Source organism: Halobellus ordinarius (assembly GCF_031823395.1).
GTDB lineage: Archaea > Halobacteriota > Halobacteria > Halobacteriales > Haloferacaceae > Haloquadratum > Haloquadratum ordinarius.
Window position 1 is genome coordinate 197,352 of the sequence record NZ_JAVQKJ010000009.1, and the last position, 19,748, is coordinate 217,099.

24 protein-coding genes are annotated in these 19,748 nt (G+C 66.8%); 11 read left to right on the forward strand and 13 right to left on the reverse strand.

What is annotated here, in order from left to right; all coding sequences use genetic code 11:
• Nucleotides 1-5: 5 nt before the first annotated feature.
• From RJT48_RS14905 to leuS, 3 genes are all read right to left on the reverse strand, one after another.
• Nucleotides 6-437: a hypothetical protein gene (locus RJT48_RS14905; RefSeq protein ID WP_311173134.1), complete on the reverse strand. Its 432-nt coding sequence runs from the start codon at nt 435-437 to the stop codon at nt 6-8.
• Nucleotides 438-618: 181 nt separating this feature from the next.
• Nucleotides 619-912 (reverse strand): helix-turn-helix domain-containing protein, encoded by a 294-nt coding sequence (locus tag RJT48_RS14910; RefSeq protein WP_311173135.1) that lies wholly within the window; start codon nt 910-912, stop codon nt 619-621.
• 169 nt (nt 913-1,081) lie between these two features.
• A complete protein-coding gene (gene leuS, locus RJT48_RS14915) occupies nt 1,082-3,961 on the reverse strand; it encodes a leucine--tRNA ligase (RefSeq protein ID WP_311173136.1) in 2,880 nt (959 codons plus the stop codon).
• Between the two features lie 119 nt (nt 3,962-4,080).
• On the opposite strand from leuS, the gene RJT48_RS14920 reads away from it, so the two are divergent.
• The 4 genes from RJT48_RS14920 to RJT48_RS14935 all read left to right on the forward strand — a co-directional run bounded on the left by RJT48_RS14920 (nt 4,081) and on the right by RJT48_RS14935 (nt 6,453).
• Nucleotides 4,081-4,953 (forward strand): TIGR01548 family HAD-type hydrolase, encoded by an 873-nt coding sequence (locus RJT48_RS14920; protein WP_311173137.1) that lies wholly within the window; start codon nt 4,081-4,083, stop codon nt 4,951-4,953.
• 15 nt (nt 4,954-4,968) lie between these two features.
• Nucleotides 4,969-5,178 (forward strand): hypothetical protein, encoded by a 210-nt coding sequence (locus RJT48_RS14925; RefSeq protein ID WP_311173138.1) that lies wholly within the window; start codon nt 4,969-4,971, stop codon nt 5,176-5,178.
• Nucleotides 5,179-5,290: 112 nt separating this feature from the next.
• Nucleotides 5,291-5,959, forward strand: a complete 669-nt coding sequence (gene npdG, locus RJT48_RS14930) for an NADPH-dependent F420 reductase (RefSeq protein ID WP_311173139.1) — start codon at nt 5,291-5,293, stop codon at nt 5,957-5,959.
• A gap of 59 nt (nt 5,960-6,018) precedes the next feature.
• Nucleotides 6,019-6,453 carry a hypothetical protein gene (locus RJT48_RS14935; RefSeq protein WP_311173140.1) on the forward strand — a complete coding sequence of 145 codons (435 nt, stop codon included), beginning with the start codon at nt 6,019-6,021 and terminating at the stop codon, nt 6,451-6,453.
• 87 nt (nt 6,454-6,540) lie between these two features.
• Here the strand turns inward: RJT48_RS14935 and RJT48_RS14940 are convergent, their stop codons facing one another.
• From RJT48_RS14940 to RJT48_RS14965, 6 genes are all read right to left on the reverse strand, one after another.
• The gene (locus RJT48_RS14940; protein ID WP_311173141.1) at nt 6,541-6,942 is read right to left on the reverse strand and encodes a hypothetical protein; all 402 of its coding nucleotides are present in this window, start codon (nt 6,940-6,942) and stop codon (nt 6,541-6,543) included.
• On the reverse strand, nt 6,939-7,217 hold the full coding sequence (locus RJT48_RS14945) for an AbrB/MazE/SpoVT family DNA-binding domain-containing protein (protein WP_311173142.1): 279 nt from the start codon (nt 7,215-7,217) through the stop codon (nt 6,939-6,941). Before RJT48_RS14945 ends, RJT48_RS14940 begins: the two co-directional genes overlap by 4 nt.
• Before the next feature lie 84 nt (nt 7,218-7,301).
• Nucleotides 7,302-7,604, reverse strand: coding sequence for a phosphoribosyl-ATP diphosphatase (gene hisE / locus RJT48_RS14950; protein ID WP_311173143.1), 303 nt, complete (start codon nt 7,602-7,604; stop codon nt 7,302-7,304).
• Nucleotides 7,605-7,673: 69 nt separating this feature from the next.
• A complete protein-coding gene (locus RJT48_RS14955; RefSeq protein WP_311173144.1) occupies nt 7,674-9,551 on the reverse strand; it encodes a PINc/VapC family ATPase in 1,878 nt (625 codons plus the stop codon).
• Between the two features lie 235 nt (nt 9,552-9,786).
• The gene (locus tag RJT48_RS14960) at nt 9,787-11,544 is read right to left on the reverse strand and encodes a methyl-accepting chemotaxis protein (protein WP_311173145.1); all 1,758 of its coding nucleotides are present in this window, start codon (nt 11,542-11,544) and stop codon (nt 9,787-9,789) included.
• A 187-nt stretch (nt 11,545-11,731) separates the two neighbouring features.
• A complete protein-coding gene (locus RJT48_RS14965; RefSeq protein WP_311173147.1) occupies nt 11,732-11,989 on the reverse strand; it encodes an HAH_0734 family protein in 258 nt (85 codons plus the stop codon).
• 140 nt (nt 11,990-12,129) lie between these two features.
• On the opposite strand from RJT48_RS14965, the gene RJT48_RS14970 reads away from it, so the two are divergent.
• From RJT48_RS14970 to RJT48_RS14990, 5 genes are read left to right on the forward strand one after another with little or no spacing between them, the layout of a single operon-like run.
• Nucleotides 12,130-12,411, forward strand: coding sequence for a 50S ribosomal protein L44e (locus RJT48_RS14970; protein WP_188786109.1), 282 nt, complete (start codon nt 12,130-12,132; stop codon nt 12,409-12,411).
• Between the two features lie 2 nt (nt 12,412-12,413).
• On the forward strand, nt 12,414-12,599 hold the full coding sequence (locus RJT48_RS14975) for a 30S ribosomal protein S27e (RefSeq protein WP_311173148.1): 186 nt from the start codon (nt 12,414-12,416) through the stop codon (nt 12,597-12,599).
• 24 nt (nt 12,600-12,623) lie between these two features.
• Nucleotides 12,624-13,427 carry a translation initiation factor IF-2 subunit alpha gene (locus tag RJT48_RS14980; RefSeq protein ID WP_311173149.1) on the forward strand — a complete coding sequence of 268 codons (804 nt, stop codon included), beginning with the start codon at nt 12,624-12,626 and terminating at the stop codon, nt 13,425-13,427.
• A 22-nt stretch (nt 13,428-13,449) separates the two neighbouring features.
• The gene (locus tag RJT48_RS14985; RefSeq protein WP_311173151.1) at nt 13,450-13,632 is read left to right on the forward strand and encodes an RNA-protein complex protein Nop10; all 183 of its coding nucleotides are present in this window, start codon (nt 13,450-13,452) and stop codon (nt 13,630-13,632) included.
• A gap of 4 nt (nt 13,633-13,636) precedes the next feature.
• Nucleotides 13,637-14,395: a proteasome assembly chaperone family protein gene (locus tag RJT48_RS14990; RefSeq protein WP_311173152.1), complete on the forward strand. Its 759-nt coding sequence runs from the start codon at nt 13,637-13,639 to the stop codon at nt 14,393-14,395.
• Nucleotides 14,396-14,423: 28 nt separating this feature from the next.
• Here the strand turns inward: RJT48_RS14990 and RJT48_RS14995 are convergent, their stop codons facing one another.
• Together RJT48_RS14995 and RJT48_RS15000 are read right to left on the reverse strand one after the other, a co-directional pair.
• Nucleotides 14,424-15,323 (reverse strand): PhzF family phenazine biosynthesis protein, encoded by a 900-nt coding sequence (locus tag RJT48_RS14995; protein ID WP_311173153.1) that lies wholly within the window; start codon nt 15,321-15,323, stop codon nt 14,424-14,426.
• Between the two features lie 81 nt (nt 15,324-15,404).
• Entirely contained in the window at nt 15,405-16,046 is a 642-nt protein-coding gene (locus tag RJT48_RS15000) for a metal-dependent hydrolase (protein WP_311173154.1), read from the reverse strand.
• 199 nt (nt 16,047-16,245) lie between these two features.
• On the opposite strand from RJT48_RS15000, the gene RJT48_RS15005 reads away from it, so the two are divergent.
• Nucleotides 16,246-16,782: a zinc finger domain-containing protein gene (locus tag RJT48_RS15005; RefSeq protein WP_311173155.1), complete on the forward strand. Its 537-nt coding sequence runs from the start codon at nt 16,246-16,248 to the stop codon at nt 16,780-16,782.
• 21 nt (nt 16,783-16,803) lie between these two features.
• Here the strand turns inward: RJT48_RS15005 and RJT48_RS15010 are convergent, their stop codons facing one another.
• Both RJT48_RS15010 and RJT48_RS15015 read right to left on the reverse strand, forming a co-directional pair.
• Entirely contained in the window at nt 16,804-17,817 is a 1,014-nt protein-coding gene (locus RJT48_RS15010; RefSeq protein ID WP_311173156.1) for a disk-shape morphogenesis protein volactin, read from the reverse strand.
• Nucleotides 17,818-17,909: 92 nt separating this feature from the next.
• The gene (locus RJT48_RS15015) at nt 17,910-18,794 is read right to left on the reverse strand and encodes a cell division protein CdpA domain-containing protein (RefSeq protein ID WP_311173157.1); all 885 of its coding nucleotides are present in this window, start codon (nt 18,792-18,794) and stop codon (nt 17,910-17,912) included.
• Nucleotides 18,795-18,891: 97 nt separating this feature from the next.
• Here RJT48_RS15015 and RJT48_RS15020 point away from each other — a divergent pair, with 97 nt between their 5' ends.
• Entirely contained in the window at nt 18,892-19,548 is a 657-nt protein-coding gene (locus tag RJT48_RS15020; RefSeq protein ID WP_311173158.1) for a potassium channel family protein, read from the forward strand.
• Nucleotides 19,549-19,748 lie beyond the last annotated feature (200 nt).

Here is a 19,748-nt window from a genome sequence, read left to right on the forward strand (position 1 = left end):
GGCTGCTACTCGAACTGTTCCAGCTCAATCCCGTCGCGGTACTCGTCGAACCCCGCGTTCAACTCCGATTTGATAGCCTCGCGCTCGGCGTCGGTGAGCTCCCGTTTCTCCTGGGCAGCCAACACCGCCCGCGCGAGGAGTTCGTTGTTCATCCGCATCGAGGGGTTCGCGAAGTTGTTCGAGAGATCCTGCCGGTCGCGGGACATCTGGTTCCAGACGCCCCCCTCCGTGTAGAGGTACGTGAAGACCACCGTCCCGGCGAGGGTTACGCCGATCAACGGCCACGCATACTCGCCGTGGCCGTACTGTCGAAGCGTCAGCGTCGCCGTCGAGAGTCCAGTCATCCCGAGCATCGCCAGTCGGACCATCCCGGAGACACCGTCGATCCGGGCTAACCACCGGGCAGCCAGCCTGACCCACCAGCGTTCTGCGGTCATATCCCGGTGTTCACGGTCGTAACTGATTACTCGCACGGATCGCACGCTGTCCGGTGAGAAACGAAGGATACCGCGAACGGGGCTGATTATCGCTCAGATGCGAGTCCAAGCGACTAAAAGCGCGACTCGACAGCCCGAAAACTGCGGGAACGCCGGCCTGCCGGCCGATCGGCCGAGGCCGTCACTCGGCGCAGCAGGCTTCCGCCTCGTCGGCCTCGCTCTCTGCGGGGTGGGTGTCCGGCGCGGCGTCGGTGAGCTGATAGAGGTTCTGTCGTGCGTCCGCGAAGTAAACGTCCTCGTCGACGACGTCGATCCCTTCGAGCCGTTCGAGCGCGTACCGGACCGTCCGAGCCGAAAGCATCGACTCCTGGACGATCCCCTTCTGGGTCAGGGGGCCGTTGTATTCGAGCACCTTGAAGACCAACTTCGCACTCGGTGGGAGGTCGCCGAGACTCTCCTGTTCTGCCTCTGCCATCGTCACGTTTGAGATGTCGAACGGTGATAAACCTTCGTGAGTCGGGTCGCGCGCGGGGGCAACCGACGCCCGAACTGCGGCCGGATAGGGCTGGTTCGCCCCGTCGGCATCGGATTCTGGCTCGGCTGTTTCAGGATTGACCCGGGATCCTGACCGGGGATGGAGTTGACTACGCCGCTTCGAGTTCGATCGCCGGCCGGAACGGCACGGCGCCCTGCTCGTCGGCGTCGTCGCCCTCGCGTTCGACGACGATCTCGGCGTCGAACTCGCTGCCGAGGAAGTCCGCGGCCCGCTCGTATGCGTCTCGTTCGTCGATATCTGCCAGCGCCGCGAGTTCGTCGTCGCGGCCGCGGGCGAACTCGATCAGTTCCGAGACGAGGTCGTTGACGGCGTCCCCGCGCTCGCGGAGGTCGGGATTCTGCATCACCTCGCTCATCACCTGTCCCTGATTGGTGCCGACCTCGGCGACCGTGCCGAATACCTCGTGTTTCCAGTCGGCGGCGACCGTGATCCGGACCCGGTCGGGGTCGGCCTCGGGCACGTCCTCCTCGGCGTTTCGCAGGGACTGCTGGATCCCCTGAATGTCGTCGACGAGGCGCTCGACCTGCGTCTCGGCGGCCTCGATTCCGGGATCGAGCAGGTCCTCGTCGACTTCGGGCCACGGCGCGTCCTCGGCGGGCGTCCCCGTCAACTCCTCGTGGAGTTCGTTCGTGAGGAATGGCACGAACGGCGCGAGCAGCCGAAGCCGGGTTTCGAGGGTCTCCCGGAGCGTCCAGCGGGCGGCCGGCCGGGTGCGGTCCGTCCGGCGGCGGTACCACCGCAGGTCCTCCTCGAAGTCGTAGAAGGCGGCCTGACTCGCCGTCCGGGTCTCCGAGCCCTCCATCGCCTCGGTGACCTCGGCGACGGTGCGCTGGAGGCGGGAGAGAAGCCAGCGGTCCGCAGTCGCAAGCTCCGGGCGCTCGTCGGGGCCGGGTTCTTCGATGACGTCCGAGGCCCGGTTCCAGAAGCGCTCGAGTTGGTCCCGGACGGCGCCGACCTGCTCGGCGCGCCAGTCGTAATCCTGCCACGGTTCCGCGGAGTTGAGCAGGAAGAAGCGTACCGTGTCGGCGCCGTAGTCCTCGATCGCCGCGCCGGGGAGGACGACGTGGCCCTTCGAGGAGGACATCTTCTCGCCCTCAAGCAAGCCCATCCCCATGATGACGATCCCCTCGGGCCACTCGTCGGGGTCGAACAGCTCCGAGTGGTGGAACAGATAGAACGTGAGGTGATTCGAGATGAGGTCGTTCGCGGAGAAGCGATAGGTGACCGGATACCAGTACTGCCACTCCTCGCGGAGTTCGAGCGCGCGCTCGTCCGGATCGTCGACGGCATCGGCGCCGTAGAACAGCGCGTCGAAGAAGTCCCGATCGAGGTCCTCGACGGGGATCTCCTGCAGGCGATGGGCGATGGTGTAGTAGGCCATGTAGATCGTCGAGTCCGACAGCGGCTCGATGACGAACTCGTCGTCCCACGGGAGCCGAGTTCCCAGCCCGTAGTTCCGGATACATGGCCACTCGTTCAGCCAGTCGATCGTGTGATCGTACTCGCCGCGGGTGTTCTCCGGGATCGCCTCCATCCGCGCGACGGCGTCGTGGGCCTTCCGCTTCCAGTCCTCGTCGTTGTAGCGCAGGAACCAGGTGTCCTGCTCGGCGACGACGACGTCGCCGCCGCAGCGGCAGACGACCTCCTCGGAGAACTCCTGCATCGTCCCGAAGGCGCCGGACTCGCGGTGGGCATCGCGGAACTTCCCGCGGACGTCCTCGACGACCTCGCCGGCGAACTCGCCGTACTCCTCGTTGAGCCGGCCGCTGTGGAACTCGCTGTTGTACAGTTCCCGGGTGACTTCCTCGAGTTCGGGGTCGACGCTGGAGTCGATCCCGGCGTCCTCGACCGCTGTCTTCGCCGGAATCTCCCCGTAGCCCTCGACCGAGAGGATCGGCACCGGGTCGATCGCGTCGACCTCGGCGGGATCGATCCCGTATTCGGCCAGCCGCTCGTCGTCGGCTTTCGCCTCCTGCAGCGCGATGTAGTCGTCCGGCGAGTGCGCCGGGACGGACATCACGACCCCGGTCGCGTTCTCGGCGTCGACGAACTCGGCGGGCAGGACGAGCACCTCGTCGCCGGTGATCGGGTTGGTGACGCGCTCGCCGACCAGGTGTTCGCCCGAGACGGTGCGTTTCGGCACCACGTCCCGGCCCTGAAGCTGGAGTTTCTCGATCGCCGGCGCGGAGACGAACCACTCCTCGTCGTCGACGTCGGCGATCACGTAGTCGGCGTCGGGGTCGATGTAGGCGTTCGTCACGCCGCGGACCGTCTCGGGGCGGAGCGTCGCCATCGGGACGATCGTGTCGCCGTGCCCGAAGCGGATCAGCGTGTACTCCTGGAACTCGGCCTCCTCGCCCTCCAGCAGATCGTGGGTGGTGACCGGCTGTTCCTCGTTGGTGCAGTACTTGACGGGGTGGAGGCCCTTCTCCAGCAGGCCGCGCTCTCTGAGCGTCTCGTACTGCCAGGTGATGAACTGCGAGTACCGCTCGTCGTTCGTGGTGAACTCCCGCCGCCAGTCGATCGAGAGCCCGAGGTCCTGCATCCCCTTTTTGTAGTGGTCCTCGATGAAGTGGCGGGCGTAACCCATCGGCGTCTCCAGGTCTTCGAGGGTGTCCTCGGCGACGTTGTAGGTGTCTCTGAGGACCGACATCTGGCCTTCCTCGCGCTTTTTCAGCCGCTCGACCGCGCCGATGATCGGCGTGCCGGTGACGTGCCAGGCGATCGGAAAGAGCACGTTGTCGCCGCGCTGGCGGCGGTACCGGGCGTAGACGTCGGGGACGGTGTACGTCCGGGCGTGACCGATGTGCATCCCGCCGCTGGGGTAGGGATAGGGGACGGTGATGAACGTCGGGTCCTCGTCGGCGTCGCCGCCGCCCGCCGCGTCGGCGGGATCGGCCTCGTAGCGACCCTCGTCGGCCCACCGCTCGCGCCACCGCCGTTCGAGTTCCTGCGGGTCGTAGTCCATACCTACCCTCTGGCGATCCCACGGTAAAATATCTCCTAACTCGGTCGCGGCTGATTCCCTGCGCTCTCACAGCGCGCCGAAAGGACAACGCTAAGGTCGGCCGCCGGTCCGCTACGAGTATGCACGCAGACGCGGTCGTGCTCGACATCGACGGGGTGCTCCTCGACGTCGCCGACTCCTACCGACGCGCGATCGTGGAGTCCGTCGAGCGACTGTACGGCCGGACGATCGACCGCGAGGACGTCCAGCGGTTCAAGGACGCGGGCGGGTTCAACAACGACTGGGACGTCACCCACGCGGCGGCGCTGTACGTCCTCGTCGACGAGCGCGACCCGATCGCGCTGTCGACGTTCACCGACCGGATCGCAGCGGCGGGCGGTGGCCTCGACGCCGCCGAGTCGGTCGCGGCCGACCACCTCGACGAGGCCGATCTCACGGCCGTCCGCGAGGACTGGGACCGCGAGGGACTCCGCGAGGCCTTCCAGGCACTCTACCTCGGCACCGACCTCTACCGCGAACTGGAAGGCGGCGACCCCCCGTTCGAGACGGCGGGGTACATCCACGACGAACCAGTGTTGATCGAGTCCGAGACACTCGACCGGCTGCGGTCCGCCGCCGCCGTGGGAGTACTCACCGGTCGACCGGCCGCAGAGGCCGACATCGCGCTCGATCGCGTCGGGCTCTCAGTTCCCGACGAGCACCGGTTCACGATGGACGACTGGACGGACGGCAAGCCCAGCCCCGAGGCGCTGACGACGCTCGCCGACCGCTTCGACGCCGAGACGGTCGTCTTCGCGGGCGACACCCTCGACGACGTGAAGACGGCGGTCAACGCCGCGGCGGCAGATCCCGACCGGACGTACCACGGGATCGGCGTCCTGACCGGCGGCCTGACCGGCGAGTCCGGCCGAGAGGCGTTCAAATCCGTGGGCGCGACCGCCGTCGTCGAGTCCGTGAACGACCTCCCCGCGCTGGTGTTCGAAGGGGAGTGAGAGACCGGAGATCCAATGGTTGACGCAGCCGGGAGCGACGTCCGAGCGAACTTCCTCCGGTTCGTGGCCGTCGTGCTCGTCGTCGACGCGCTCGGGCTGGGGTTGTGGCAGTTGCTACCGCCGGAGACGCCGATCCGGACCGCTATCCTCTTGGGGACGCTCGTCGTCGCGCCGCTCCTCGGATTCCTGGTAGTGTACGTTCCGGCTGCGGCCGACGGGGCGTAGCGCACCGTGACGGCGGAGCCTCGTTCTGTTTGCCGCCAGACGGACGCCCGGAACACCGGCAGGGGTACCCGGTCACACAATGCTTTACCGCGTCGCCTCCCCACGCTCGCCTATGCGAATCGCACTCCTGGGCGGGACCGGCGACGTCGGCGAGGGGCTGGCACTCCGGTGGGGATATCACACGGACCACGACGTCGTGATCGGCTCCCGGGATCCCGACGACGCACACGCAGCGGCCGACGAGTACGCGGCGACGCTTTCGGCGCACGGTCGCGAGCGGAAGCTCACCGGCTTTCGGAACGGGATGGCGGCCGACCGCGCCGACGTCGTCGTGCTCGCGGTGCCCCCGTACCACGTCGCGGACACGGTCGACTCGGTCGCAGACTCTCTGGACGGCGACGACGTGCTCGTCACGCCCGCCGCGGGGATGCAGCGCGACGAGGACGGGTTCCACGCCCACCTGCCGAGCGCCGGCAGCGTGACCGAACTCGTCGCCGACGCGGCGCCCGAAGGCGTCCCGGTCGTCGGCGCGTTCCACAACCTTGCGGCCGGCCGACTCGCGGATCTCGACGCGGAGCTCGGCATCGACACGCTGCTCGTCGGCGACGACCCGGCCTCGAAGGACCGCGTCGCGGGCCTGGCCGAGGACATCGACGGCCTCCGCGCACTCGACGCCGGCGGGCTGGCGAACGCCGCGGAGGTCGAGTCGCTGACGCCGCTTTTGATCAACGTCACAGAGCACAACGACGGGCTCTCGGATCTCGGCGTCTCGTTCAGGTAGCCGCCGGCTGGCACTTCCGAGAGGTGGCTTCTTCCGTCGGGCCCGCGGACACTCTCCTGATGCTGGGCGATTCGACCGAGCGACCGCTCGCGCTGTGGCTCCTGATCGCCCTGCTGGGTGTCCTCGGCGTCCGGGGGCTCCTCGGCGGCGGCCAGTTCCTGCTGTCGCCGTCGGGGGCGATCATCGGCGTGCCGACGTCGGTGCTGGCGCCGACGCCGGTCGAGACCTTCCTGCTGCCCGGACTCTTTCTGTTCGTCGCGCTGGGCGTTCTCCCGCTCGTCGTCGCCGCCGGACTGTACGACGGTCGCTCGTGGGCCCGCGGCGGCGCAATCGCCGTCGCGATCCTCCTCGGGACGTGGGCGATCGTCGAGGGGTTCGTGCTCGGGTTCGGCGAACGGCTTCAGTACGTCAATCTCGTCCAGTCGGTGGGTATGCTTTCGCTCGCGGTTGCGCCGTCGGTGCGCGAGCACGACGCGTCGGTCGGGGGGACGTAATAGGGATTATCGTAAGTCCTCATAGAATTCTGTCCGGACGGGGCCGCGAGAATCTATGAACAGTTACGATAATCCCTATAAGCCGTCTCACCGCCACACTGTTTTCTCGCCGGTGAACGCTTTGTCGTTCGTCACGATCGCCTCGGTGCCGCGCACCCGGTGGTTCGCGATGAGCAGGGCGTCGTGCAGCGTGTAGTGATCGATGAGACTCCCGAACACGGCGAGATCCTGCTCGTCGGTAGAAGCAATCTGTACGGGACCGTCGTTCACGAGTCCGCGAAGCACCGCGTTCGGTGTCGTGTCGACCTCGACGCCGGCGATCTTTCCCTTGTTGACCGCCGTCCAGATAGCTTCGCTCACCGCAACCGTCGGCGCTTCGATCACGTCGACGCCCTGCTCGGCCTGTTCGAAAACTTCGTCTGCAGCTGGAGGGAGCCGGTCGACGAGATACCGGGCCATCGCCACGCCGTCGACAGTGTACTGGGTCACGGCTGCCACTCCGTACGTCGCTTCTCACGGATCTCGACTTCCATCTCTTCGGCCATTTCCTCTCGCTTCTCCTCGGGGATGTCGTCGTCGACGAGCATCCCGCGACCAGCCGATCGGGTCGCCTTCCGCACCCTGATGCCGTCCTCAGTCTTCTCCCAACGGACTTCATCACCTTCTTCGAGACCGAACTCTTCGCGGAGTCGTTTCGGGATGGTGACCTGTCCTTTCCGGGTGATACGGGTCGTCTCGCTCTCGGTGTCGTTCTCGGTACTCATACTCGGTACTACGGGCCGTAGTACCTAAGAATTGTCCCTGTGACCACCTCCGCCAGGGGTGAATCTGCGTTGATCGAGGATCGATCAGAACCGATCCCGCAGTTCCATCTGGAGATCCTCCAGCGTGGCGTCCTCCATCGCGAGCAACACGAGCAGGTGGTAGACCAGATCCGCGCTCTCGGCCAACAGTTCGTCCCGGTCGTCGTCTTTCGCGGCGAGGATCGCCTCGGTCGTCTCCTCGCCGAGCTTCTCTAAGACGGCGTTTTTTCCCTTCTCGTGGGTGAAAAGCGAGGCCGTATACGAGTCGGCCGGCAGCGTCTCCTTGCGGTCCTCGATCGTCGCGAACAGCTCGTCGAGCACCTCCTCCGGGGGCGTATCGGTGTCCATACCGACCTCTGTGTGGGTCGGGAAAAGAATCGTCCGGTTCCGCGGAACGGGCGCCCCCAACTGTGTCGATCAGGCCGGATGGACCGTGATCTGCTGACTTCGGTCGATCGCGGCTTCGAGTTCGTCGGCGATGGCGCTCCCGCGGGAGACCTGGATGTCGCCGCCGCGGCCGACCGTGGCGGTGAACAGATACTCCCCGCCGGCGCGGATCTCGACGGTCTCGCCGACGTGTTCGTCCAGCCGGATGACGACGTGCCGGGAGGTCACCTCCGGCGTGACGACGATGCCCTCGGCGGCGTCGCCGCCGGGGGTTCCGGACGGGCCCGCCCCGCCGCCCGCCGATCCGCCGGCCGACGCCCCGCCGCGATCGGGTTTCTCGTCGTGCGTGCGGACGTCGATGTCGATGCCGAGACGGTCCTCGACGTCGGAGATGCGCCCGCCGCCCTTGCCGATGACGTAGGAGATGTCGTCCTCCTCGACGTAGACGACCGCGGTGTTCTGGCTCTTCAGTTCGACCTCGACGTGGCCCCGGGCGATCGAGCGGATCTCGCGTTCGATCTCCTGGCGGGCGAGGCGGTCGACGCCGGTCTCCTCGCTCTCGCCGTCGCCGAGCGGCACGGTGACGACCTGGCGGTTGAACGTGTAGATCTCGTACTCCGGCCGCCCGGTCTCGAAGTCCGCCACCTGGATGACCGGCCGCGCGAGGTCCTCGGCGGTGAGCCCCTCGGGGACTTTCACCTCGGTCGTGACGTCGTAGACGGTGTCGACGCGGCCGTCCTCGATGTAGACGACGGTGTCGACGACCTGCGGGATCATCCCGAGTTCGACGCGGCCGACGAGCCGCTGGAGCGCGTCGATCGCCCGGGTGGCGTGGACGACGCCGACCATCCCGACGCCGGCCAAGCGCATGTCCGCGAAGACGCCGAAGTCGTCGGTCTTCCGCACCTCGTCGTAGATGGTGTAGTCCGGCCGGACTAAGAGGAGGGAGTCGGCGGTCTTCGCCATCTCGCCGCCGAGGGCGGTGTACTGGGTGATGTCCGGGCCGACCTGCAGGTCGCGGGGCTTCTCCATCGTCTTGACCGCGAAGTCGCTGTCGGTGAGGAACTCCGCGACCGCCTGTGCGAACGTCGACTTCCCCGCCCCGGGGGCCCCCGAGATGAGGACGCCGCGCTGCCGCTCGGTCAGGCGGTCTTTGAGTTCGTCGGCGTACTCGTACTCCTCCAGGTCGGTCTTGACGATCGGCCGTACGGCGGTGATCTCGATGCCGTCGGCGAAGGGCGGCCTGGCGACCGCGATCCGGTAGTCGCGGAACTGGACGATGCTCATCCCCGGCTCCGACAGTTCCAGGAAGCCGTCGGGGCTCGAGCGGGCGGTGTTCTCGATGTCGTCGGCCCACTCCTTCATCGTCGCTTCGTCGGTCTCCTCGTCGCGGATCGTCTCGTAGCGCATCTCGCCGATGGCGCCGCGTTTGGCCTTCGGCTTCGTCCCGGTCTTGAGGTGGACCGACATCGTCGTCTCGTCGAAGAAGTCCTCGATGACGAGTTCGCCCGAGCCCCGCACGCGCGGTTCGACGTACTCGACGTCGATTCCCTTCGCCTTCGCGACCTCCGCCTGCACCACGTCGCTGGTGAGGAGTGTTCCGCCCTCCTCCTCGGCGATCTCGCGGATCAGCGCGTCGATGTCGCCCTCGTGGGCCCCCGTCGATTCGCTGGGCTTCGTCCGCCGACCGACGTACCGGACGTCGACGGCCCCCGAGTCGGCGAGTTCGGCGAGCGTCTGGAGCTCTTCGAGCCCCTCCCAGCCCGTGTCGATCCCGTCGTTGGCCTGGGATTCGAGTTCGCCGACGACGGCCTCGGGGACCAGCACCGACACCTCCTCGTCGTCCGACTCCACCCGCTCGGAGACGCGGCCGTCGATGACCGCGCTCGTGTCCGGCACTAGCTTCATACCCGCAGATTCGGCCGGCGGACGGATAAGGATATAGACTGCCGACGGCTGATACCGACGGACACACCTGTTTCACGGCACCGTCGTGATGTAATTCCGTGCGGACGCCCGGCCGACAGTACGCGCCTCTCGAACCGGACCTGCTCACAGTGTCATACTGATTACTCTCACTGTTTCCCGCCGAGTGCCATCCCCGTCGACGGCACTCGGCGGTCAGAGCCGAGAGTAATCAGTATCAGTCGTCCGACGAGGCGGGCTTCGGCTTCGTCCCGGCGTCGGTGCCGAACTCGAACTCGCTTTCGGCTTCGACGGCGTCGGCTGCTTCGTCGCCACCGGCCGCCGCGCCGTCTCCGCCCGCCGCTCCTCGTCCCGTTCCCGGCCCGCTTCCCTCGCCGTCGATAACCTCGAAGGAGCCGACCAGGTCGTCGAGGCCGGTCGCGCGCTCGGCGAGCGAGGCCGCCTGCGATTCGAGTTCGTGGAGGGACTCGGACTGCTCGGCGGCGTCGTCGGCGGCGGCGCTGGTCTGCCCGGCGGTCTCCTCGGAGATGTTCGCGACCTCGTCGACGCGTGCGGAGACGTCCTGCGAGGACTGCGCCTGCTGGTCGGTCGCGTCGCTGACCTCCCGGACGCTCGCGTCGATGTCCTCGACGTCGTCGACGATCGACTCGAACTCGGAGATGGCGCGTTCGACGGTGTCGACGCTGGATTCGACCTGCTCGTCGGTCTCGCGGACGGTCTCGAGGGTCTCTTCTGAGCGCTCGGTGACCTCCTCGATCAGTTCGGAGACCTCGTCGGCGGACTCGCGGGTGTCCTCCGCCAGCGACTTGACCTCGCGGGCGACGACGCCGAACCCGTCCCCGGCGTCGCCCGCGTGGGCCGCCTCGATCGAGGCGTTGATCGCGAGCAGGTCGGTCTGGGAGCCGATCTCGTCGATGAACTCCGCGATCTCGTCGATCTCCTCGATCAACGCGGCCAGTTCCTCGACCGCCGTCGCCGTCTCGTCGATCTGTTCCTCGACGGCGTCGAGTTCGTCCATCGCGGTCGTCGCGACGTCGCGGCCGTCCCGCCCCCGCTCGGCGGCCCGTTCGGCCGTCCCGGCGACCTCGTCGGCGGAGGCGGCGATCTCCTCGACGGTGGCCGAAAGCGTCGACAGTTCGGAGGCGACCGTCTGGAGGTGTTCGGTCTGCTCGTCGGCGCCCTCCTCGATCTCGTCGACCGCGGCCGCGACGGCCTCGCTCGACTCGGTCGCCCGCTGGACGTTTCGCTGCGCCTCCTCGCTCATCGCCGCGACCTCGTCGGCGAACTCCTTGACGTCCGCAATCGTCGCAGAGAGAGTGCGGACGAACTCGTTGTACGACCGCGCCACCTCCCCGTAGCGGTCGTCCTCGGCGGCGAGTTCCTCGGCGGGGACGAGCGCCGTCAGATCCCCGTCGCGGGCACGCTGTGTCGCCTCGCCGAAGGCGTCGACGAGCCGCTGGAGCGCGCGGGTGTGCGCCGTGAGATCCGTCGCCATCCGGTCCAGGGAATCCCCGAACTCCCCCGGCATCCTCTCGTCGAGGACCGGATCGTCGAAGTCGCGGTCGGCCATCGCCGTCGCCTGTGCGGCGACGAGTTCGAGGTGCTCGTGCATCTCGTTGAAGTCGGCGACGAGCCGTGCGACTTCGTCTTCCCTGTCGCTCGTCGGCGGCGACGACGAGAGATCGCCGGCTGCGACTGCCGCCGCCGACGTCGAGAGGTCCTCGATCGGTTCGACGATGTCGCGACGGAAGATCAACAGCGTGTTGAGGAACGCAACGAACGCGCCGACGAGGAGCAACGCCGACAACGCCGTCTGGATCTGCCCGCTGACGACCCACGGGAGGGCTACCTGAGCGACGGACACCCCGAACTGGATCCCGATCGCGGCGAGGACCTTTCGGCTGACGGATTTGGTGACGCCGAGGAGATCCATCGACCACCACAGGAGCCGTTCGTACGTTTCGAGCAGCTTCATACACCCGTTCGATCGACCCGCCAAATAAGTCCATCCTCGTGAATACAACAAATGATAACTGAAACAGCCGTAAATCGACCGATAGCAAGTTCTTCAGCCGATGATATCGGTGCTGATAGACGGTCGCCCGGATGATTCCTCAGAACTGGGTTCTGAAACGACCCTCTGAACCGCGTTCGGAAACGACCTACGAGCCGCGTTTGGAGATGACCGTGATCGCCTCCGCGTCGACGGCGACGACGTCAAGGAAGTGCGGGACGAACTCGCGTTTCTCGAAGGTCTCCCGTTCGTCCTCGGTTCCGACCGTACACCACAGTTGCGGCCGGTCGGCGCCGTGGTAGTCGCTCTGTCTGTCGATCCCGAAGCAGACGAGTTCCTCGCCGTCGACTTCGATCGTCGCGCCGCGACCGATGCCCGGGTCCCCGCGGATGATGACCTTCTTCATACCCCGTCGTTGGCCCAGTCGGGGCTTAATCGCTTCGGAGACGCGTCGCGACTGGACTCCGCCGAACCCCCGTTTCGCGGTCGGTGCGAACCAAACGGGTTTTAACCGCCGATATCGAATGGCGCACAAGGTCGATATCTATGGAAATGCCACGCCGATTCAACACGTACTGCCCGAACTGCGACGGGCACCACGAACACGAAGTCGAGAAGGTCCGAACGGGTCGGTCGACCGGAATGAAGTGGAACGCACGCCAGACCCGCCGCGGGAAGGCCGTCATCGGGAACGCCGGCAAGTTCTCGAAGGTCCCCGGTGGCGACAAGCCGACGAAGAAGACGCACCTGAAGTACATCTGCTCGGACTGCGGGAAAGCTCACATGCGCGAAGGATGGCGCGCCGGTCGCCTCCGCTTCCAGGAGTAACGATGGCAGGAAACTTCTACCGCGTGCAGTGTGCGGACTGCGACAACGAACAGGTGCTGTTCGGCAAAGCGTCGACGACGGTCAACTGTGCGGTCTGTGGCACGACGCTCGCGACGCCGACCGGCGGCGACGCCGACATTCACGGCGAGGTTCTCGAGACGGTCGAACGCCGCTCGGCCGAGGCGTAACTCCCCTTTCGGAGGTTCCAATATATGAAGTACAGCGGATGGCCCGAGTCGGGCGAACTCGTCGTCGGCGAGGTCGACGAGATCACCGACTTCGGGGTCTTCGTCGATCTCGACGAGTACGAGAACAAACGCGGCCTCTGTCACATCAGCGAGGTCGCGAGCGGGTGGATCAAGAACGTCCGCGACCACGTCCGCGAGGGACAGACGGTCGTCGCGAAGGTGCTCGACGTCGACGAAAGCGCCCAGCAGATCGACCTCTCGATCAAGGACGTCAACGAGCACCAGCGCAAAGAGAAGATCCAGGAGTGGAAAAACCAACAGAAGGCCGACAACTGGATGGAGATCGCCTTCGGCGAGGATATCGACGACGAGCGCTACAGCGCCATCGCCAACGCGATCCTCGCGGACTTCGAGACGCTCTATGACGGCTTCGAGACGGCCGCGATCCACGGCACCGACGCCCTCGAGGATGTCGACCTCGACGACGAGGAAGTCGACGCCATCGTCCAGACGGCCCGGCAGAACGTCTCCGTTCCGTACGTGAACGTGACGGGCTACGTCGACCTCCGGTGTCCGACCGGCGACGGCGTCGACCGGATCAAGGAGGCGCTGCAGGCGGCCGAAGGCGACGACGACGAGGTTCCCGAGGAGATCGACCTCGAGGTCACCTACGTCGGCGCTCCGGAGTACCGCATCCGCGTCCAGGCGCCCGACTACAAGACCGCCGAGGACGCCCTCGAATCGGCCGCCGACCGGGCGAAAACGCGGATCGAAACCGACGGCGGCACCGCCGAGTACCACCGCGAGCGACGCGAAGACGAGGAGTAGTTCTTTCTCCCGACCCGTTCCGATGAAATCCGACATCCGCGTCTGTTCGGATTGGTCTGATACCCACGACCGGCCGGTCTACACCCTCGGGTCGACGTGTCCCGAGTGTGGCGCGGACACCGAAAACTCCGCGCCCGCACCGTTCGACCCCGAGGACGCCTACGGCGAGTACCGACGCGCTCTTAAACGCCGCGTCCGCGAGTGAGGGTATGGAAGACATCGAGATCGAGACGCTCGCGGAGCCGCCGCTCCGCGATCCGGCGCTCGTCGAGGGGCTCCCCGGCGTCGGACACGTCGGCAAGTTGGCTGCAGAGCATCTCTTAGAGGAATTCGACTCCGACCTCGTCGCACGGGTCTACGCCGACGAGTTTCCCCCGCAAGTCGGCGTCGACGACGACGGCGTCGCCTCCCTGGCCTGCGCCGAGTTCCACGCCGTCGACGCGGGCGACCGCGACCTCGTGGTTTTGACCGGCGACCACCAGGCACAGTCCCACTCGGGACACTACCACATCACGGACGCGTTCCTCGACGTCGCCGACTCCTTCGACGTCGAGGACGTGTACGCGCTCGGCGGCGTCCCGACCGGCGAACTCGTCGAGGAACCCGACGTCCTCGGCGCCGTCAGCGACGCCGACGACATCGACGCGCTCGAGGACGCCGGCGTCTCGTTCCGCGAGGGCGAGCCCGCGGGCGGCATCGTCGGCGTGAGCGGCCTGCTCCTCGGCCTCGGCGGCCGCCGCGGCTTCTCGGCGGCCTGTCTGATGGGCGAGACGAGCGGGTACCTCGTCGACCCGACCAGCGCGCAGGCGGTGCTGGAGGTGCTCGAAACCGTCGTCGGATTCGCCGTCGACTACGACACCCTCGAAGAGCGCGCCGAGGAGATGAAGGAGGTCGCCGAGAAGATCCAGGAGATGCAGAACCAGCAGGGCGGGATGCCGACCGACGACGACCTGCGGTACATCGGCTGAACGGGCCGCTGTTCTGTTTTGCCCGTTCTCAGGCCTCGATGATGTCGTCGTCCTCGTCCGGGGGGACCGTCAGCCGGCCGTCCAGCGACGTCACCGCGCGGCCGCCGACCCGGACGTCCGCCCCGACCCGGACGCGGACCGTCCCCGGTCGATCGAGGAAGTGTCCCTGCTCCAGCCGCAGTTCGTCGGGGAACTCGTCGAAGGCGCCAACCTCGCGCAGGTACGCGCCGCAGGCGCCGCTTGCGGTCCCCGTGACCGGATCCTCGGGGATGCCCACACCGGGCGCGAACGCACGCCCGTGCAGCGTCGAGTCGGCGTCCAGCGCGTCGAAGGTGAACGCGTAGATCCCCGCGGCGTCGACCTCCTCGGCGAGCGCCGCGATGGCTTCCTGATCGGGATCGGCGCCGCCGAGGTGCTCCAGGAAGTTCACCGGAACGAACAGGAAGGGCAGCCCCGTCGAGGCCACCGCGGTCGGGATGTCGGCGCCGATATCTTCGAGCGCGGCGGGGTCGATTCCCAGTGCGTCGCCGAGACGGTCGTAGTCGACCGTGACCCGCTCGACCCGGGGATTGTTCTGCGTCATCCAGACGACGCCGTCCGATTCGATTTCGATGTCGAGGGCGCCGACTTCGGTCTCGACGGTGTGGTCGCCGGACTCGATCGTCCCGGTCTCGCGGAGGTGCGCGTGCGTCGCGATCGTCGCGTGCCCGCAGAGATCGACCTCCTGGGTCGGCGAAAAGAACCGGAGCCGCCGGTCGGCGGTCTCGGAGGGCAGCACGAACGCCGTCTCGCTGACGGCGAGTTCGCGGGCGATCGCCCGCATCTGGTCGGTCGAAAGATCGTCCGCCGCCGGCACGACGCCGGCCGCGTTGCCGGAAAGCGGCTCAGCGGTGAAAGCGTCGACGAGCAACACGCGTCGGGTGTCCATACGAATCCCGACGGGGGCGCGGGTGAAAAATCCCGTCCGCCTGCGGCTTCCCACTGCTGGTGACTTCGCGCCCTCGCCGTGCTATCGGAAGTCCTCGACGAACCGGGCCGGCAGCCGAGTGACGACGGACGCGGGCAGCGCGTCGACGACCGCCTGGGTGACGATCACCATCGGCTTCCGCAGCAGGACGTATACCGCCGAGACCCCGACCGCCGCGAGCACTCCCGTCTGGACCGATCCGTCGTAGACGGCGACGGCGGGGAGGGCGAAGGCGACGGCCACGAGGAGGTCCTCGGGCGCGCCGTCGTAGCGGACCCAGCGTCGCGGGCGGAGCCAGCGCCGGTGGTAGTGGCTGTACACCGCCCGCTCGGAGTTGCCGAGCCACGGCTTCAGTTCGAGGCCGCCACCGAGGGCGTCCATCCCCGAGTGGACGGCGGCGGCCGAAAGAAACAGCGCGACGGAGACGGCGATCAGCGCAGCGGCGGGGACGAACGCGGTCGCGGCGACCGCGACGAGGACGGCCGCGGCGGCGGCGACGCTGAAGTACACCGGAAAGTGCAGCGTCCGCCGGTGGCCCGCATAGAGGTCGAAGTCCGGGAACAGGCCGCCGAGGGCTGCGGCAGCGATGGGGATCACTGACGTTCCGGCCGCGCTCTCCGGAAAGAGCACGCCGAGGAGCGTCGCGAGTGCAACGCCCGCGAGGGCGTGCGTGGTGGCCATCATAGGACACAAATACGCGCACCGAGCGTAAGACCGTTCCGCGTGTCGTGTTGACACATTTTGTTGATTCCGAACTGGCCGATTTTCCGGTCTCTACGCCGCTACAGCGTCGATTCTTGCTGTCTGCCGTACGACAATCGCGGGTTCTGGTTCGGTACCCGTGCGGCGATAAGACAATACGGCTGTGTGCGAAGGTCTACGTATGGACTGTCCTCGGTGTGGCAGAACGCTCGCCAGGATCTCCCTGAACGAGGGCCGTGAGACTGTCTACTGTGAGCACTGCCGGTACGCAAACGTCGAGTCGGACCACACACGACCGCCGGAGAACACGGAGACGTGGGACGACGCCCTCGCGCGTTTTCACGCCACAGTAGCCGACGACGGGGATGCCGAGGTAATTGATGACGGGGAGGGCGACGGGAGCGACGATGGGGATGCCAACGAGACCGAAGACGAGGGAGACGCCGACGAGACCGAAGACGAGGGAGACGCCGACGAGACCGAAGACGGGGATGCAGACGAGATCGAAGACGAGGGAGACGCCGACGGGGGCGGACAAGCGGCATCTGACGACGAAGACGGAGCGGTGGCTGCCGAGCCTGAAAGCGACGAGACGACGACCGACGACGAGTCTGGCGAGGGGGAGGCCGGCTGCGGAAGCGAGACAGATTCGGCTGCGACCGCCGAGAGCGGCGCTGACGACCCCGACAGCGACGACGGGGCTGGAAATTCCGGCTGATCGACCGCTCGTTCCGCTGGCTCACTCCTCGGCGGGACCGGGGGCTGGGCCGCCGGATTCCTCTTCGGAGCGCGCGGCGACGAGTGCGCCGCGCGCGACGCTGTAGAGCGGATCGTCGACGCTGCGCACGTCACTGATAGTGAACGGGATGTCGATATCCTCGAAGTGCTGGGCGAAGAGGTCCTCGAAGCCGTCGGGGCTCGAGGTGCCGCCGGTCACCACCACGGGGACGTCGAGGTCCTCCTCTATGTCCTCCTCGTCGACCTCCGCGGAGATCTGCTCGATCACGTAGTCGAGCAGGTTCTCGTAGTAGATCGAGAGCGCGCCCTCGACGCCGCCGACGTCGGTGGTGAAATCGAGCGTGAAGTCGTCCTCCTTGATCGACGTCACCTTGTCGACCGGCGTGCCAGTCGCCTGTGCGGCCTGCCGGTCGATCCAGTCGCCCCCGCGGGCGATCGAGAACTTCATCACCGGCACGGCGTAGTACGCCAGACAGACGTTCGTCATCCCTGCGCCGAAGGAGACGCCCAGCCCGGTGAAGTTGTTGTCCGACAGTTCGCTGTAGATCACGGCCATCCCCTCGTTGATCGGCTCCGGATCGAACCCGGTCTCCGCCAGCATCGATTCGAGGGTTTTCTGGTGATACAGCGTCGAGAGATCCGAGTCGATCGGGTCCGCCGGCGAGGAGAAGAACAGCTTCTCGTCGGACTCTTCGGGCTTGCCGATCACCTGCTCGGTGATCAGTTTGATCATCGGGATCGCAGAGGCCTCGTCGCTGGAGAGGATCCCCTGCTCCATCGGCCGCCGGGTCTCCTTGTTGAAGATGTTCGCGAAGTTGAGGGCGTCGTCACCGACGACGTACACCTTGTCGTCCTTTCGGATGTGGAGGACCTCACTCCGGGACAGCATCTGTTCTGCCATATCGCTGTACTCGATCTCGACGAACGAGTTGCGCTGCTGGACGAACTTCGTTCCATTCCCCTCCGGCTTGGAGGAGATGATGTTCATCGTACCGACGTCTAAGCCCTTTGCCATACTCGTACGTCTGAAGGCATAGATAAAAATCTTCAGTGCGAAAAGACCCTCGCTCGTCACCGAAACAGCGAGCGGAGAACCACTCTCATCTCTCACCGAAACAGCGAGCGGACCGTGTCGACGAACCCCTCACGGTCGTCCCGCTCGTCGCTTTCCTCCTGCATCGCCCGGAGTTCCGCCAGCGCGTTGGCCTGCTCGTCGGTTCCGGACCCGCTTTCGGTCTTCCGCTCGCCGCCCTGGAGACCGCGAAGCCCCTCGACGGCGTCGTCGACGCTCCCGCCGCGGGTCTCTTTCGCGCCGACGCCAGCTCCCTCGGGCCGGTCGAAGTCCTCCTCGTCGGGCGTCGTGAGCGTGATCCTCCGGTTGTTGTCTCGCTCGACCCCGCCCCAGTTCATCTCGGCACCTGACATCGCCTCCTCGATGTCCGCCTGCACTTCGGCGTCTGTCACGTCCGTCTCCGCGTCCGCGGTTCCGTCCGTATCCTCCCCTCCCAGTTTCCGCTGTGCGATCTGTCGTCCGGTCCGCTCGGCGTGATAGCTCGACAGCGCCGTGCCGGCGGTCGCGACGACGACCACCGCGCCGAGCGCGTAGAGGCCGACGACCTCACTGCTGTACGTGTACCACGCCTGCGGGTACACCTGTCTGAACCGCGCGGTCGCGACGATGCAGGCGACCACTCCGGCGACGCCGATCGCGTCAACGCGCCTGGACACCGGCAAGAGGACCGTAACGCCGAGCAGGACCGTCGGCACACCGCCCGCGCCGGTCGTCACTGCCCACTCCCGCAACACGTACTTGAACGGTTCGCCCGCCGGGTAGGCCGTGCTCCACAGGAACGTCGTGATCGAGACGATTACCAGTCCGACGCCGGCGAAGAAGAGGCCGAACCCCGCGTAGACGGCGCTGCTGTCGGTCACCGGGCCGATGAACCGCCGGTGCCACTCGTGGAGGATCGATTCGGGTCCGTCGTGCTCCATAGGTACACAAACCGCAACGAGCAGCAAATAGCTTCGCCCCGAACCGGGGGACCCGCCCGGCCTACGCTTTTGTACCCCGAGTGTGTTACGTTGGCGTATGACGTTCATCATCGTCGGATACGGGCGGGTCGGCGCGCGGACCGCCCGGATCCTCCACGAGGAGGGCCACCCCGTCGTCGTCGTCGAGAACGATCCCGAGAAGGCCGACCGAGCCCGCGAAGCGGGTTTCGAGGTCGTCGAGGGCGACGGCAGCAACGAGTCGGTGCTGAAACGGGCGGGCGTCGCGGACGCGGTCGCAGTCGGCGGGCTCACCGGCGATCCGAACACGAACTTCGCCGCCTGTATGATCGGCAAACAGTTCGGCTGCCGCGTGGCGATGCGGATCAGCGAGGATTACCGCGAGGAGATCTACGAGCAGTACGAGGAGGACGTCGACGAGGTGATCTACCCCGAGCGGCTCGGGGCCGCGGGCGCGAAGACGGCGCTGCTCGGCGGGAGTTTCAGCGCGATCGACGAACTGACCGAACGGCTGCGACTCACGACGGTCGCGATCCCGGAGGGTTCTCCGGTGGTCGGACAGAAGGTCAACGAGATCGACCTCGGCGACTTCGGCCGGATCTACGCTCACGGCCGCCGTAGCGAGTCGATGACGATCCCGCTACCGGGGACGGTCGTCGAGCCAAAAGATCGCATCGCGCTCGTCGTCGAACACGACGGGCTCGAACGAGCGAAGACGGCATTACTGGGCGCGTAGCGGGCTCTTCTGTGGCCGGCCGTGCCGCTACTTGACTTTCTCTGGACGAGCATCGAGCGACAGCGAGCGGCCAGCGATCGGGAAAACCGCTGGGTGCGCCGTCGGGGGACGACGACGCCTGCCCACCGGGGTGCAACGTCCGCGTGCCGGGCGCGCGTGTGGGAGGATGGGAACTGATTGAGGCCGTCGGCGCGCGCCCA